The following is a 15,310-nucleotide window of genomic DNA, read 5'->3' as shown; positions in this document are numbered from 1 at the left end:
TTGTAAAATGGGAATGAAACAAAGTTTACATAAGCTTAAATTAAAATACGAGGGGACAAAAATGGCACCTGCGTTCAACGCAATCCATACATTTTTGTATTTACCAAACGAGACTACTCATAGCGGAGGTCACGTAAGAGCTGCAGATGATTTAAAGCGTACCATGAATATGGTTATTTTGTCGCTAGTACCTTGTTTGCTATTCGGTATTTTTAATGCTGGATATCAATATAATGTGCAAGTAGGAGAGGTTACTGAGGCATTGAGCTTTTTTAGTCCAGAGTTTTGGAACATGGCTAATTTTAGCATTGGTGCTTGGAAAGTGCTTCCTTTAGTGATTGTGTCTTACGGAGTGGGTCTTGCGGTGGAATTTATTTTTGCTGTAATTAAGGGTCACGAAGTAGAGGAAGGTTATTTGGTAACCGGAATGTTAGTGCCATTGATTGTGCCTGTTGATATCCCATTATGGATGTTGACGGTAGCGGTTATTTTTGGTGTAGTGATTGGTAAAGAAGTTTTTGGTGGAACAGGGATGAATATCTTAAATCCAGCATTAACGATTCGTGCGTTTTTATTCTTTGCGTATCCAACTTGGATGTCTGGAGATAAAGTTTGGGTTACTGGTGCGGTAGACACTGTTGGGCAACCTGATGCGATTTCTGGAGAGACAATTTTGGGTAGTTTGGCACAGAATAACGGTTTTCAAAGTTGGGATTTAATGGATCAATTTTTAGGTTTTATTCCTGGTTCTGTGGGTGAAACTTCAAAGTTATTGATTATCGTTGGGGCCCTTATCTTGATTTTGTCAAAGATAGGAAGCTGGAGAATTATCTTTAGTACGTTAGTAGGTGCCTTGACAATGGGACTTATCTTCAATGGTGTTGTAAGTATTGGATGGATTGACGAGAGTTCTAAATTCTTTGGATTGATGGACGTGGTTTTTTGGCAACACTTATTTATAGGTAGTATTTTATTTGGTGCTGTATTTATGGCAACAGATCCGGTAACAGCTTCACAAACAAATAAAGGAAAATGGATTTATGGATTTTTGATTGGATTTATTTCAATTATGATTCGTGTATTCAACCCAGCATACCCAGAGGGAGTATTCCTAGCAATATTATTAATGAATGTTTTTGCTCCTACAATTGACCACTACGTGCTAGAAGGAAATATAAAAAGAAGAGCAAAACGTCTTAAATTTAAAACAGCATAGTTATGGCAGTTAACACAGATAAAAATAGTTACACTATCATTTTTGCAGTAATAATGGTAGTAGTTGTAGGTTCTTTGCTTGCGGGATTTGCTAGTGGTTTGAAACCAATGATTACCGAAAATGAAGAAGCTGAAAAACAGCAGAACATCTTATACGCAATGAACGTTAATGAGAATGAAGGTGATAGCGACGTTACTTTCGTACCAACAGATAAAGTTGCTGGAGAGTTTTCGAAATATATAACAAAGCAATATGTTATTCAAGGAGATAAAGTAACCGAAAACCCTGAAGCATATTTAATTGATATCAAAAAAGAGGCTACTAAGGCAAAAGACCCTAACTACACAAGAAAACTGCCAATAATGGTTGGTGAGAAAGATGGAAAAGAAATCTATGTAGTGCCCGTAAGAGGTAAAGGTCTTTGGGATGCCATATGGGGATTTGTAGCTTTGGATAAAGCTATGGTTATTCAAGGAGTTTATTTTGACCACAAAGGAGAAACTCCAGGACTTGGTGCTGAAATAAAACAACGCTATTTCATGGACGATTTTACTGGTGAAGGTTTTTTAAATGGAGAGGCGTTTGAAGGAATAGAAGTAGCTAAAGGGAATAACGACCCTTTAAATCAAGATAAAAGTGATTATGAAGTTGATGCGCTTGCAGGTGCAACGATTACTGGTGACGGAGTTTCGGCAATGTTGAAAAAAGACATTAGAATGTATGTGCCTTATTTTAAATCTCTAAACAAATAAGAAATGGGATTACTATCAAAAAAAGACAGAAAATTAATAATGGATCCGTTGACGGATGATAATCCAATTACTATTCAAGTTCTTGGTATTTGTTCTGCTTTAGCGATTACCGCACAATTGAAGCCATCTATTGTAATGGCAGTATCTGTAATCTTTGTTTTGGGATTAGGAAATGTGGTGATTTCTTTAATGAGAAATATTATCCCTTCAAAAATTAGAATTATTGTTCAACTAATCGTTGTTGCAACGCTCGTAATTATTGTAGATCAAGTACTAAAAGCATTTGCTTATGAGTTGAGTAAGGAACTTTCAGTATTCATTGGACTCATCATTACCAATTGTATCATCATGGGACGTTTTGAAGCGTTCGCTCTAGGAAATGGACCGTGGCGTTCTTTCTTAGACGGAATAGGAAATGCTCTTGGATACGGGGTTATCTTGATAATCGTAGGATTCTTTAGAGAATTGCTCGGGTCAGGAACATTATTTGGTTTTAAGGTATTGGGAGATCCAATTGCTAAAACTGGTTTGTATGCAATAGGTTATGAAAATAACGGATTTATGGTATTACCTCCAATGGCATTAATCGTAGTTGGAATTATCATTTGGGTACAGCGCAGCAGAAATACTGAACTGATCGAAGAAAATTAAAAAACTAATTTATCACACTAAGCTTGTCTGAGTGTATTGAATAAGATATATATGGAACACGTTGAATTATTTTTCAAATCAATCTTTGTCGATAACATGGTATTCGCATACTTTTTGGGTATGTGTTCTTACTTAGCTGTATCGAAAAAAGTAAGTACCGCTGTAGGTCTTGGTGCTGCAGTAATATTCGTATTAACTGTTACAGTACCTTTAAACTGGTTTTTAGATCAGTATATTTTACAACCGGGCGCATTGGCTTGGTTGGATGGTAACAGAGCTACACCCGAGTTGAGTGCGTATGCAGATTATGACTTGAGCTTCCTGTCATTCATTTTGTTTATCGCAACCATTGCAACTATGGTTCAATTAGTAGAGATAATTGTTGAAAAATTTTCACCGTCACTCTATAACTCACTAGGTATTTTCTTACCATTAATTGCAGTAAACTGCGCAATTTTGGGAGGGTCATTATTTATGCAATCTAGAGAAATAGAAACTGCTGGATTGGCGCTTAATTACGGTTTTAGTTCAGGAATTGGATGGTTTTTAGCAATTGTTGCTATTGCAGCGATTAGGGAGAAAATACGCTATAGTAATGTGCCAGCTCCTTTAAGAGGATTAGGAATTACATTTATCATTACCGGATTGATGGCGATTGGATTTATGAGTTTTGGAGGAATGTTAACTGGAGGTGATGATGCGTCTCCTTCATTGGACGGAAACGGAGAAAATGTGGGACAAGTTGAAAAATCAATTGAAAAAGAAGTAGAAGCTACACCAATTGTAGTTTCAGAAAACTAAAAAATATAACTATGTTTTTAGCAGCAAGTGTAACAGGAGTAATAGCAGCAACCGTAGTAGCCTTTTTGGTGTTGACATTGTTGTTAGTAGCTTTATTATTATTTACGAAGCAAAAATTATCTCCTTCAGGTCCCGTGACCATAACTATTAATGATGAAAAAACAATCGAAGTTGAAAGTGGCGGTACTTTACTTTCTACCCTCGGAAATAATAAAATATTTTTACCCTCTGCCTGCGGTGGAGGTGGAACATGCATACAATGTGAATGTCACGTCTTAGAAGGCGGAGGAGAAGCTCTACCTACTGAAACGCCTCACTTTAGCCGAAAAGAGCTAAAAGAAGGAGCGCGTCTTTCTTGTCAGGTAAAAGTGAAGCAAAACATGAATATTCATATTCCTGAAGAGGTTTTCGGGATTAAAAAATGGGATGCTGTAGTTGTTCGTAATTACAACGTTGCTTCTTTTATTAAAGAATTTGTAGTTGAAATCCCTGAGGATATGAACTACAAAGCAGGTGGTTACATACAAATTGAAATTCCTGAGTGTGAAGTGAAGTTTGAGGATATGGACATTACTGCCCACCCTGAAGAACACGAAACTCCAGATAAATTTCAAGCAGAATGGGATAAATTTGGTCTTTGGCCACTAGTGATGAAAAATGATGAAGTTGTAGAAAGAGCCTATTCTATGGCTTCTTACCCAGCTGAAGGACGTGAGATTATGTTGAATGTACGTATCGCTACACCACCATGGGATAGAGCAAAAAATCAATGGATGGATGTAAATCCAGGTATTGCTTCATCATACATCTTTAATTTGAAGAAAGGTGACAAGTGTGTAATTTCTGGTCCTTATGGAGAATTTTTCATTAACCCTTCAGAAAGCGAAATGCTTTATGTAGGTGGTGGAGCAGGGATGGCGCCAATGCGTTCTCACTTATATCACTTATTCCGTACCCTAAAAACAGGTAGAAAAGTTACGTATTGGTACGGTGGACGTTCAAAAAGAGAATTGTTTTACTTAGATCATTTCAAGAATTTAGAAAAAGATTTTCCAAATTTTAAATTTTACTTGGCACTTTCTGAGCCAATGGAAGAGGATAACTGGAAAGTAAAAGACGGAATCGATGGTGAAGGAGATGGTTTTGTAGGCTTTATTCACCAAGTTGTGATAGATAACTATTTGAGCTTACATGAAAATCCTGAAGATATTGAGTTGTATTTCTGTGGACCTCCATTAATGAACCAAGCCGTTCAAAAAATGGGAGAAGACTTTGGAATTCCAGACGAGCATATTCGCTTTGATGATTTTGGGGGATAATCTCTTTAAGAATTTTAAAATTATCAAACCGCTTTCATTTATTTGAAAGCGGTTTTTGATTTTAAAGAGTCTTTTTTTCTTCTGAAATTTCTGCACATTGAAATAATTACATTTTATTGGAAGTTATCTTTATATGAAAAAATGGATACTACTCATAGCAATACTTTTTGGCACAAGCTTTTTTTTCTTCGGAACAAAAAAGGGAAAGGTCATTCAGCATACAGCTTTAACCTTCGTGATACCTGTAAATTATATTAACGAATCTGGTAAGACGGTTTCTGAAAGAATAGAAGTCCCGGAAGGATATAACCGGGTAGAAACAAAAAACGGCTCTTTTGCAAACTATCTACAAAACTATGCACTAAAACCTTTTGGTGCAGAGGTCATCAATTATGATGGGCGGCCTTATGTATATCAAAGTGGCCATGTGGGCGTAATGGAAATTACTGTTCCGTCTAACGGATTACAGCAGTGCGCAGACGCATTAATGCGCATTAGGTCCGAATATCTTTGGGACAATAACATACAGTCCAAAATAGGTTTTAACTTTACTTCGGGTCATTTTTGCAGTTGGTCAAAATACGCCGAAGGGTATCGTCCAAAAATCAATGCAAACAAAGTTACCTTTCAAAAAATAGCAAAAACAAACTACACAAAACAGAACTTCTATAACTATTTAAATCTCATTTATACCTATGCAGGAACACAATCTCTGTTTGACGAATTACCAGCTGTTGATTCTATTTCGAAATTACAGATAGGCGATATGCTTATAAAACCCGGTAGTCCAGGACATGTAATTATGATTGTTGATATCGCAGAAAACAGTGATGGAAATCGCTTGTTTATTTTTGCGCAAGGAAACACTCCTGCACAAAGTGTACACCTTTTAAAGAATCCTAACGATACTTCGATCAGTCCCTGGTACGAACTTGAAATGAATGCTTATTTAGAAATTCCAACCTACTATTTCAACAATACGCAGTTTATGAGATTTAAATAGTTGGTATATTTCAAAGCCCTTGTGCGCTATACTTTCTCATCAAAATCAAGTATTTTTGTGTTGTAAAATTTCCGAAGAAAAACAAGCATGTCACAAGAACTTTCAAAACAAGAATTACATAATCTCGCCATGAATATCGTAGGAGAAGATATGAAAGCCCAAGGTTTTGAATTCATGGGCGTGAATAGTAAAATAGGGAAGGACCCACAATTTGTTGGGCTCAAGGACAAGGATTTGCATTTTGTAATTGTTCGTGCAGTGTCATACCCTCAAGACGCAAATGCTTATGATCCTGTTTTTATGCAAACCATAAAGCAGCATGCAGATAAGTTTGAAGCAAAAACATATTACGCCGGAGTGGGTTTAGGAAACGGAACGGACTACGCAAAAAAGGTTGTAAAAGATGAAGATTACACGATGGTGTACAAAGGACTTCAAGAAATAATATGAAACCATTTTACATCATTCTAACAGTCATTTCTTTGCTAGGTTGCAAAGATGATACAACACCCAAATATCAAGTACTGCAGGGAAATGCATTTGGAACAACATATGCAATTCAATATTTTTCGTCGGAAATTTTTGATGCCGAAAAAGGGGTTGATTCTGTTTTGGATGCCGTTAATAAATCGGTGAGTACCTATATTCCCGATAGCGACATTTCGAAAATCAATCGCGGGGATTCCACAGTCGTAGTCGATAAAATTTTCAAGGAAGTGATGCGCATTTCTGAAATTGTCCACACAAATTCGAAGGGTTATTTTGACCCAACAGTGGGCGTACTTCGCAATGCTTATGGTTTTGGGACAGATACACCGTTGCTTCAAATTGATGGCGAGCGTTTGGATAGTTTGAGAAATTTAGTGGGTTTTAATAAAGTGAGCGTGAATGCAGATGGCACCATTTACAAGGAAAACCCAAATATTTATTTTGATTTCAATGCCGTAGCAAAAGGCTACGGTATTGATTGCCTCGGAAATTTCTTAGAAGCAAACAACGTAACAAATTATATCATTGAGTTAGGTGGAGAAGTATTATCTAGCGGACAAAACATAGGGAGGAATAAACCTTGGACAGCAGGAGTAGAATCTATAACTTCGGAAATTGATAATCGAAGAGCTACAGTCGTCATCCAATTAGAAAATAAGGGGATGGCGGGTTCTGGAAATTATAGAAAATTTAGAATCGACCCAACAACAGGAAAAAAGTTTGTCCACACCATAAATCCCTTAACAGGTCTCGCCGAACAAAGCGATGTTACGAGTGCCACAATAACTGCTCCCACTTGTGGAATGGCAGATGCGTATGCCACAGCTTGTATGGCAATGGGGTTTGAAAGAGCAAAAATGATGCTCTCAAAAACCGAAGATGTTGAGGCATATTTAACCTATCAAGATAGCTCCAATACAGCTCAAATTTATATTACTGATGGGTTTCAGAAGATGATTTTAGATTGATTTTTTACAAATTGGCAATAACTCACCTCTCGCAATGCGATAACGTTGAATATCTTCATTAGTCATTGTAGTAGTATAATCTAATGCTTCTACATCAAAACCAATGCTTCTTAGTTTATCAAAATAATCCATTCCATATACACGGACATGGTCGTATTGGCCAAAAATTTTTGTGCGCTCCTTTTGATCAGTTATCGTATTGTCTTCAAAAGTTACCGCTCTTTCATTTTCTAAAGGAACTTGAAGAATGGCAGTACCTCCGGGTGCCAGTACTCTGTATAATTCTTGCATTGCTCTAGTGTCATCTGGAATGTGTTCCAATACGTGATTACAGATGATAAAATCGTAAGTACTATCTTTAAACGGAAGATTGCAAATATCAGCTTTTACATCGGCTATGGGTGAGTTGAGGTCTGTTGTTGTGTACTCAATGTTTTCCATTCTTTGAAATTTCCGAAGAAATGCTTGTTCGGGCGCAAAATGTAACACCTTTAAATTTTCGGTAAAAAAATTGGTTTTATTTTTTAAGTACAACCAAAACAATCTATGTCTTTCTAACGAAAGTGTTCCCGGCGCCAGCACATTTTCGCGTACGCGAGCATAGCCATAGGGTAAAAATTTTCGGTAGGATTTGCCATCAATAGGGTCTGTGTATTTATCTCCTCGAAGAAAAAAAGCAACAAGTGGGCGCACTAAATAGCTTATCCTGATTAAGAATGTTCGTGGAAATAGATTGAGAAAGAATTTAAACATTTTTTTGTTGAAGCATTTAGCGAGGTTATTCCTTTACGCTTTTACTCTGAATTCGTCCTCTTCATCACTTTTAATTCCAAGAGCTTCATAAACATAATCAAATGTGGAAAGTAGTTGAGGTGCACCGTCAATAATCGCGATATTGTGCTCAAAATGTGCGCTGGGTTTTCCGTCTTGCGTCACAATGGTCCAGCCGTCTGGTAACTGGCTAATACGCCTTGTGCCAAGGTTTATCATAGGCTCTATAGCAACTGTCATGCCTTCGATAAATTTTTTACCCCAGCCTCTGCGACCATAATTTGGCATTTCGGGGTCTTCGTGCATTTTTGTTCCCAGTCCGTGACCTACTAATTCTCTTACCACGCCATAACCATGGTCTTCGCAATATTTTTGAATGGCATAGCCTACATCACCAACCCGATTTCCGGCTTTTAGCTCGCGAATTCCAACGTATAAAGATTCCTTCGTTACTTGTAATAATTTTTTGGTTTCGGGAGCTACCTCGCCAATTTCAAAAGTATAGGCATGGTCACCGTAAAACCCATTTTTTATAGCTCCGCAGTCAATACTTACAATATCTCCTTCCTTTAAAGGTACATTGGTAGGTAATCCGTGAACAACGGCTTCATTGACGCTCGTTAAAAGTGTTGAAGGGCAATCGTAAAGACCCAAGAAACCGGGTACAGCATCTTGCTGTCTAATGTATTCTTCTGCTAATGTATTTAACTCGTTAGTAGTAACACCGGGTTTCACTTTTGAAGCGAGCATCCCAAGCGTTTTTGAAACTACAAGCGCAGCTTCACGCATTAATTCAATTTCTTCTCTTGATTTGGTAATTATCATGTAATGGATAAGTTGCTAAAATTTAAACCAGCTTTTTTTCTTTGGGGCTAGGTGCGCTGGTGGCTCTCCGCCGGTAATTTCTTGATAAATTTCTCCCCAGCTTTTCATTCCGCCAATGTTACGGTCGTCAATGAAAACATCTGCATTTATTTTTCTACTATATTTTTCATCAAATGTTTCCTCAGGAAAACTCATATTTACTGCGTAGAAGGTAATTCCATTTTCTTTACAAAATGCGACTGCCTCATCAAGTGCTTTTCCTTTACGATATGTCCATAAAATGATGCGATGTCCCTTGTCCTGTAATTTTTTAATTGTTTCGAAAGCAAAAATTATAGGTTTCCCAATTTTTGGATAGGCATCTTCAACAATAGTTCCGTCAAAATCTACAGCTATATTTAATGTTGCATTCATTTTAAACTGTTTTGTTAGTTGACTGCAAAATTACAAAGAAATCTACCTTTTGCCTAGTCTTATTCCTGATAGGCATGTTTATAAGGGTCGCCTTTTAATATGGTAAGCATGTCTTTTTCTAGATTTTCTTGTGCATATTCAACAAATCTGCCTAACTCTTTACCATTTCTGTAAAAAATAATGGTTGGCACATATTCTATATCCAGCCCTTTTTCAAATCCCGAAGGTGTATCCTTGTCATGCGAGACTGCAATAATTTCCATACCAGATAAATCATAATCAGCTATATGTAGTATTTTGTACAATCGTGGAATTTCACGCTGACTGTCTTCGCACCATGTCCCCATAAATACTTTGATGGTAACATCATCCAGTTGTTTTCTTAGCTCATCAAAAATTGACGGCTCCGGCTTGTAGCTTTCAAATTCCTCGTACATCCAAGGAAACAATCCTTTGTTCTTAAAACCTTCTTGATTTACTAACCCTAAAAGCATTTTATCGCCTTGATTTTCAGGGTCATCAACAAGCGTATTGATTTGTTGTTCTTCGGAAATTTCTTCTGTTTGAGCTTGTGTGTCTGTTGTCTCTTTTGTTTTATTTTTACATGCGATAGTCAAAATTATTAGAAAGCTAAATAACATGCAACGCATTAAAAATTGTTGTGTGTTCTTCATTATAAAAGTGATTTTTGTGTCATTTCTTTAGGTTGTTCAACGCCCATCAAGGCTAAAATAGTTGGAGCGATATCTCCTAAAACACCATTGTTAATATGCTTTATTTCTTTGTCCACTAAAATTAATGGAACTGGGTTTACGGTATGTGCCGTATTTGGAGAGCCATCTTCATTTCGCATGGTTTCACTGTTCCCGTGGTCTGCGATTATTATGGTGGTATAGTCGTTTTTCAAAGCTGTTTCAACAATATCCTTTGTGCATGTATCAACGGTTTCACACGCTTTGATGGCAGCCTCTAGCACCCCTGTGTGGCCTACCATATCTGGATTGGCAAAATTTAAACAAATAAAATTTGCTGTTTTGTTCTCAATTTCCGGTATGATTTTATCTCTTATTTCATAAGCGCTCATTTCGGGTTTTAGGTCGTACGTTGCTACTTTGGGGGATGGGCATAAAATCCGGTTTTCTCCAATAAAAGGTTCTTCTCTTCCTCCATTGAAGAAAAAAGTAACGTGGGGGTATTTTTCGGTTTCAGCAATTCTTATTTGGGTTTTGTTGTTGGCTTCAAGTACTTCTCCCAAAGTTTTTGTTAGGTTGTCCTTTTTGTAAACCACTTTTATACCTTTAAAGGAATCATCATAATTTGTAAGCGTTACAAAATAGAGCGGCAGTTTTTTCATCCCGAATTCTTCAAAATCTCGTTGCGACAAGACTTCGGTTAATTCTCTTCCCCTATCAGTTCTAAAATTGAAAAAGATGACTACATCATCTGCTTCAATGGTTGCTGTTGGTTTTCCGTTTTCGGTGCAGACAATAGGTTCTATAAATTCATCTGTGGTTCCGTTGTTATATGATTTTAATATTTCCGCGGAAGCGTTATCTGTAGCAGTTCCTTTTCCGAAGCACAACAAATCGTATGCTTTTTTAACACGTTCCCAACGTTTATCCCTGTCCATGGCAAAGTAGCGACCAATCACAGATGCCAGCTTTCCAGTGGTTTTTCCCATGTGTTCCTCCAGTGCCTGAATGTGCCCGGCACCAGATTGTGGATCCACATCGCGACCGTCTGTAAATGCGTGTACAAATACGTTTTTAAGTTGAGCGTCATTTGCGGCAGTAAGCAAACCCTTGAGATGATTTATGTGCGAATGCACGCCACCATCTGAAACCAGCCCAATGAAATGGACTTTTTTGTTGTGTGTTTTTGCATGTGTGAAAGCTTCTTTTAAAACCGTTTCGTTTTTGAGTGTGTCGTTTGCAATGGCAAGATTGATTTTAGCCAAATCTTGATATACTATGCGTCCCGCTCCCAAGTTCATGTGGCCTACTTCGCTATTTCCCATTTGGCCTTCGGGGAGTCCCACATTTAAACCGTGCGTTAACAACGTGTTGTGCGGGTAGTTATCGTAAAGTGAATCTATAAATGGCGTTTTTGCCTGCGCTACTGCCGAGACTTCTGGGTTTTGAGTGACCCCCCAGCCATCTAAAATAAGGAGAATTACATTTTTATTCATCTAACAAAGATACGGAGATTTTGAAAATTTTAGTTGCTCTCACAAACATCAGTGGCTGTTCTTGTCTTGGATGTTTTTAGTAAACGTTGTGGAAGTATAGAGTTGCTTGCGATAAAATTTAAATCGTCACCATCTCCCACATAAATTCCATATCTTCCTACAGGTTCGTTAGATCCTACGGGATTAAAAGGCATTGAAATAACATTGTTTTTTACGCTATTATTTACATTGTATTTTTGTTCAATGGTTGTTGAGGTACATTCAATATGAATACCGTCAAATTTACCGATGTCCCCAGTTTTGATGGTTTGGTTTATACCATTTACATTAGGTCTAATATAAGCGTGCCTATTAAAATTCATGATGGTATTTCCTTGAATAGATGAGTTTTTAGTTCTCTCAAGATAAATTCCGTGACGTCTTTTGTTAACTATTTGATTATTGGTGATGGTTACATAGTCTGCAAATCTCACTCTAATGCCATGACCTTCTGGAAACCCATCTGTTTCTTTACAACCGCTAGGATTTAAAGGATTTCCTATTTCACAATAAGGATATAGTTTGTTTGGATTCCATGTGAAAGAACCGTCAATTAGATTATTTGAAATCGTTCCATATTCGCCGCCATATGCTTTAATAGCTGTGTCGGTTGAATTTAGTATTACGTTATTGTCTATTTTAGTGCGATCTACACTGCCTTCGAAAAACGTTTTTGCATCATCTGCATAATTATTGGTTATCTGATTGTAATATCCAGAAACATAAAAGCTCTCTGGAGTGTCAAAATAGGGGTCCGGGAAAAAATATCCCTTTTCTGCTGTTATTTTTATACATGCCGCGTCATTCAAAGTTTCGTTAACAAAATATCCTCCCATAGAATGAAATCTATTGCGATCAATCACATGACCTCTTAGGTGCGGATTTGTTTGTAAGATGCCATTTGAGTCAATATATTTAGCTTCTTGTAAGTTAACACCAATATAAGATGCTACAAAAAGGTTGTCAATAATTTTAAGATTTGTGCCTTCTCCGTAAATACAGTTCTTGAAATTTAAGAAAGTACAGTTTTTAACCCATGCGTCAACATCTTTAATCGGTTCTGGAAATTTGGGATTGGTAGGGGTGTTTCTGACAAAATTGAGAGCTGTGCTTTTTGTATTACCTCCTTTGTTTACGTAATCTTTCCCTCCGTTAAATCCGGTAAAATTTAGGTTTGAAAATATTACGCCAGGTGCTTTTATATCAAATATAATATCTAAGTTTTGATTAATGACAGTCACATTGTTTGAAGGTCCTTCTGCGGGAAAATAGAGGGTATTCTTTCCTTGGATATGAAGTGTTTTCGTGTTTATCATAATTTCACTTGCAACATTGTAGTTCTTCCCATATAATTTTAAAACACTTCCTTCAACACAGGCATTGATTCCTTTTTGTATGAGTTCACTATCGTCTTTCTCTTTGTTCTCTAGATAGGAACATAACCCAAACCATTCAGGATATATTTCTTGATTATGAATTTTAAGATTGTGGTTTACTGGTACATCAAAAATTGTTTTGTCGTTTGAGAATATTTTACCCTGAATACTCACTTTAGCACCATTGTTTATAGAAAGAATATTCCAGTTGCTAAAATTTAAATCAATGCTTTGAGGGATTGTTAAGTCCTTATTTATTTCAATATTTTTTTCAATAAAGATAGTTCCATATCCATTTTCTGTTTTTAAAATTTTTTTAACTGCATCTTCAATGCTTGTTTTTGATTCTTTATCTAGAACAATGGTTGTTTGTGAAATAGATAGAATTGAACTGAGGAGGAAAAATAATAAAATGTAATTTTTCATAGGAAATAGATTTTTTAAGACTAATTAGAATAAACAAGCTTGATGTTAATCTAAGAAATAAGCAACGGATTGATATCTAAAATATTTTCTTTTTGATACGTGGTTATAAACTCGTCTGTAAAATGCTGGCTGCCCATTACTTTTTCTTCAAGGAGAATAATTTTTAAGTCAAGTGTCTCGTAAGCTTTTAACATAGGTTTTGAAACGGGTGCGTAGCTAAAATGCCATGGCTCGTATTTAAAGCCTTTGCGGTTTGCATTATCGGTATATACTTCATAGAATCCAAAATCTTTCGAATAATCATTGAGCCATTCCTTTAATTTACAATACGGGCCTTTGCCATGGAAATTCTCCGCGAGCAAAACACTTTTGGGTCTAGGTGCGTTGGTATCAATAATGTCAATGTCTGTACCCCAATGATGGCGGGAGGTTCCGGGAATTGTTGAATACTCAATTATTTTTGAAATGGCAGCCTCGGGCGTTAATCCTTGTTTGGTAAACCTGCTGTATTTTCCTTCAAAGATTTCTTTTTGTCTTTCAAAACTTCGGTAGGCGGAGACAATTTCTATGTTGAGGTTTTCTTTTGCGGCGGCTTCTTTCATTTTTAAAAACGCCCCTTTTGCATCTTTTTGCATTTTGCTGGTGTAACTATCGCCCACAATATCTTCGTTGCCTTTGCCTATTAATTGGTTTCGGGTAAACTTTGTTTCTTGCAAAGCGGTAAATGACAACTGCGGAAATACGCCCAAACCAAAACCGCCAATTGCTGTTATTTTTAAAAAATCTTTTCTTTTCATTATGTATATTGAAGTGCTTTAAAATTACCAATAATTTAAAAACTATGACTGCCAATTTCGCCATTATTCCTTCTTCGGAAATATTAAAAATCATTCCCTTTTTAAGTATTTTAAATGATCATAAAATTTCCGAAGCCATTTTAAAAGAAAGAGTGCTGGAAATGAGCACTCAAAATTATGAGTGTATTGGTATTTCCTACGACGAAAAGTTAATCGGTATTTGCGGAATGTGGTTTCAAACAAGGCATTATGCGGGTAAAAGTGTTGAGGTGGATCATGTGGTCATCGAAGAAAATTTCCGAGGGAAAAAAATAGGAGACCAATTGATGCAGTTTGTTTACAATTATGCCAAATCAAAAAAATGCCGCTGGGTAGAGCTCAACACCTACGTGCATAATTTTCCGTCGCATAAATTTTATTACAATCAAGGTTTTGTAGCAAAAGGATATCATTTTGTAAAGGAGCTTTAAATAGCTCGTAGCTTTTAGGCCAGCTTCGCTGGTAGGTCTAACTCATTAAAAATTTGACCCTTATATATGCTGTAATCGAACAGGTTTCAATTAAAATCTACCATTCCTGAAATTTCTCGAGCCTCTTTTCCCTGCTCAAAAATTCTAGCTGTCAAATTCCCTTTTAATTCAATAGTTTCGCCTTTCACCTCCAGCCAACTTCCTTCCCGAAGTCCCACAACGGGGACGGTATTCTGAGTGTGGTATTCTTTAATGCGAGTTTCGCGAGTTTCACCCATGTGTTTTGTAGGTGAGGCATCTAGATAATGCGCGTTTATGTTAAACGGAATAACGCCCAACGTTTTAAATGACGGTGGGTACACAATGGGCATATCGTTTGTGTTTTGCATGGTAATTCCGCAGAGATTACTGCCAGCGCTTGTACCCAAATATGGGGTACCGTTCAATAAAACATTACGCAAAGGAGCCATTAATTTGAGGTCGTGCATTTGTTTGACTAATAGAAATGTATTGCCTCCGCCCGTGAAAATACCTTTTGCGTTTTTTATGGCTTCGATGGGGTTTTTAAACGTATGAAGCCCAATGAGTTTTTTTTCTAGTTTTTGAAAAAATATTTCGGCTTTTTTGGTGTATGTATCATGCGAAATTCCACTTGGCCTTGCGAATGGGATAAACACAATTTCATCGGCATCGTTAAAATGATGGATAAGTGTTTGTTCAAGATATTCTAGATAGGTGCCACCATAAATGGTAGAGGTACTTGCAACGATTAAATTTTTCATTCGTATTTAGATTAAGTGTAAAT

General features: G+C 36.8%; 17 protein-coding genes. 9 read left to right on the top strand and 8 right to left on the bottom strand.

Going from position 1 to position 15,310, the window contains the following annotated elements; all coding sequences use genetic code 11:
- Positions 1 to 7 precede the first annotated feature (7 nt).
- The 8 genes from ACSHW7_RS14065 (at position 8) to ACSHW7_RS14030 (ending at position 7,199) form a co-directional block, all read left to right on the top strand.
- The gene (locus ACSHW7_RS14065; protein ID WP_435680005.1) at positions 8 to 1,216 is read left to right on the top strand and encodes an NADH:ubiquinone reductase (Na(+)-transporting) subunit B; all 1,209 of its coding nucleotides are present in this window, start codon (positions 8 to 10) and stop codon (positions 1,214 to 1,216) included.
- A 2-nt stretch (positions 1,217 to 1,218) separates the two neighbouring features.
- A complete protein-coding gene (locus ACSHW7_RS14060) occupies positions 1,219 to 1,968 on the top strand; it encodes a Na(+)-translocating NADH-quinone reductase subunit C (protein WP_435680004.1) in 750 nt (249 codons plus the stop codon).
- 3 nt (positions 1,969 to 1,971) lie between these two features.
- Complete coding sequence (locus tag ACSHW7_RS14055) at positions 1,972 to 2,619, top strand: NADH:ubiquinone reductase (Na(+)-transporting) subunit D (RefSeq protein ID WP_435680003.1); 648 nt, start codon at positions 1,972 to 1,974, stop codon at positions 2,617 to 2,619.
- Positions 2,620 to 2,670: 51 nt separating this feature from the next.
- Positions 2,671 to 3,420 carry an NADH:ubiquinone reductase (Na(+)-transporting) subunit E gene (nqrE, locus tag ACSHW7_RS14050; RefSeq protein ID WP_435680002.1) on the top strand — a complete coding sequence of 250 codons (750 nt, stop codon included), beginning with the start codon at positions 2,671 to 2,673 and terminating at the stop codon, positions 3,418 to 3,420.
- 11 nt (positions 3,421 to 3,431) lie between these two features.
- Positions 3,432 to 4,739, top strand: a complete 1,308-nt coding sequence (nqrF, locus tag ACSHW7_RS14045) for an NADH:ubiquinone reductase (Na(+)-transporting) subunit F (protein WP_435680001.1) — start codon at positions 3,432 to 3,434, stop codon at positions 4,737 to 4,739.
- A gap of 133 nt (positions 4,740 to 4,872) precedes the next feature.
- On the top strand, positions 4,873 to 5,742 hold the full coding sequence (locus ACSHW7_RS14040; RefSeq protein ID WP_435680000.1) for a DUF4846 domain-containing protein: 870 nt from the start codon (positions 4,873 to 4,875) through the stop codon (positions 5,740 to 5,742).
- An 87-nt stretch (positions 5,743 to 5,829) separates the two neighbouring features.
- Positions 5,830 to 6,192 carry a Na(+)-translocating NADH-quinone reductase subunit F gene (locus ACSHW7_RS14035; RefSeq protein ID WP_435679999.1) on the top strand — a complete coding sequence of 121 codons (363 nt, stop codon included), beginning with the start codon at positions 5,830 to 5,832 and terminating at the stop codon, positions 6,190 to 6,192.
- Positions 6,189 to 7,199 (top strand): FAD:protein FMN transferase, encoded by a 1,011-nt coding sequence (locus ACSHW7_RS14030; RefSeq protein ID WP_435679998.1) that lies wholly within the window; start codon positions 6,189 to 6,191, stop codon positions 7,197 to 7,199. Before ACSHW7_RS14035 ends, ACSHW7_RS14030 begins: the two co-directional genes overlap by 4 nt.
- Here ACSHW7_RS14030 and ACSHW7_RS14025 read toward each other — a convergent pair.
- From ACSHW7_RS14025 to ACSHW7_RS13995, 7 genes are read right to left on the bottom strand one after another with little or no spacing between them, the layout of a single operon-like run.
- Positions 7,191 to 7,952 (bottom strand): class I SAM-dependent methyltransferase, encoded by a 762-nt coding sequence (locus ACSHW7_RS14025; protein ID WP_435679997.1) that lies wholly within the window; start codon positions 7,950 to 7,952, stop codon positions 7,191 to 7,193. The genes ACSHW7_RS14030 and ACSHW7_RS14025 overlap by 9 nt on opposite strands.
- A gap of 33 nt (positions 7,953 to 7,985) precedes the next feature.
- On the bottom strand, positions 7,986 to 8,795 hold the full coding sequence (gene map / locus ACSHW7_RS14020; protein WP_435679996.1) for a type I methionyl aminopeptidase: 810 nt from the start codon (positions 8,793 to 8,795) through the stop codon (positions 7,986 to 7,988).
- A 15-nt stretch (positions 8,796 to 8,810) separates the two neighbouring features.
- On the bottom strand, positions 8,811 to 9,209 hold the full coding sequence (locus tag ACSHW7_RS14015; protein WP_435679995.1) for a BT0820 family HAD-type phosphatase: 399 nt from the start codon (positions 9,207 to 9,209) through the stop codon (positions 8,811 to 8,813).
- Positions 9,210 to 9,268: 59 nt separating this feature from the next.
- Entirely contained in the window at positions 9,269 to 9,883 is a 615-nt protein-coding gene (locus ACSHW7_RS14010; protein WP_435679994.1) for a TlpA family protein disulfide reductase, read from the bottom strand.
- Positions 9,883 to 11,397, bottom strand: coding sequence for a 2,3-bisphosphoglycerate-independent phosphoglycerate mutase (gene gpmI / locus ACSHW7_RS14005; protein WP_435679993.1), 1,515 nt, complete (start codon positions 11,395 to 11,397; stop codon positions 9,883 to 9,885). The genes ACSHW7_RS14010 and gpmI overlap by 1 nt, the downstream gene beginning before the upstream one ends.
- A gap of 29 nt (positions 11,398 to 11,426) precedes the next feature.
- On the bottom strand, positions 11,427 to 13,238 hold the full coding sequence (locus ACSHW7_RS14000; protein WP_435679992.1) for a right-handed parallel beta-helix repeat-containing protein: 1,812 nt from the start codon (positions 13,236 to 13,238) through the stop codon (positions 11,427 to 11,429).
- A gap of 50 nt (positions 13,239 to 13,288) precedes the next feature.
- Positions 13,289 to 14,035 carry a M15 family metallopeptidase gene (locus ACSHW7_RS13995; protein ID WP_435679991.1) on the bottom strand — a complete coding sequence of 249 codons (747 nt, stop codon included), beginning with the start codon at positions 14,033 to 14,035 and terminating at the stop codon, positions 13,289 to 13,291.
- A gap of 44 nt (positions 14,036 to 14,079) precedes the next feature.
- Between ACSHW7_RS13995 and ACSHW7_RS13990 the strand changes: the two genes are divergently transcribed.
- Positions 14,080 to 14,505 carry a GNAT family N-acetyltransferase gene (locus ACSHW7_RS13990; protein ID WP_435679990.1) on the top strand — a complete coding sequence of 142 codons (426 nt, stop codon included), beginning with the start codon at positions 14,080 to 14,082 and terminating at the stop codon, positions 14,503 to 14,505.
- A gap of 86 nt (positions 14,506 to 14,591) precedes the next feature.
- Here ACSHW7_RS13990 and pepE read toward each other — a convergent pair whose 3' ends face one another.
- Complete coding sequence (pepE, locus tag ACSHW7_RS13985; RefSeq protein WP_435679989.1) at positions 14,592 to 15,287, bottom strand: dipeptidase PepE; 696 nt, start codon at positions 15,285 to 15,287, stop codon at positions 14,592 to 14,594.
- Positions 15,288 to 15,310: the final 23 nt, after the last annotated feature.

It is taken from the genome of Patiriisocius sp., assembly GCF_051252435.1.
Classification (GTDB): domain Bacteria; phylum Bacteroidota; class Bacteroidia; order Flavobacteriales; family Flavobacteriaceae; genus Patiriisocius.
Note: the sequence above shows the minus strand (reverse complement) of the source record. Positions and strands in the feature narration are given on the sequence as shown.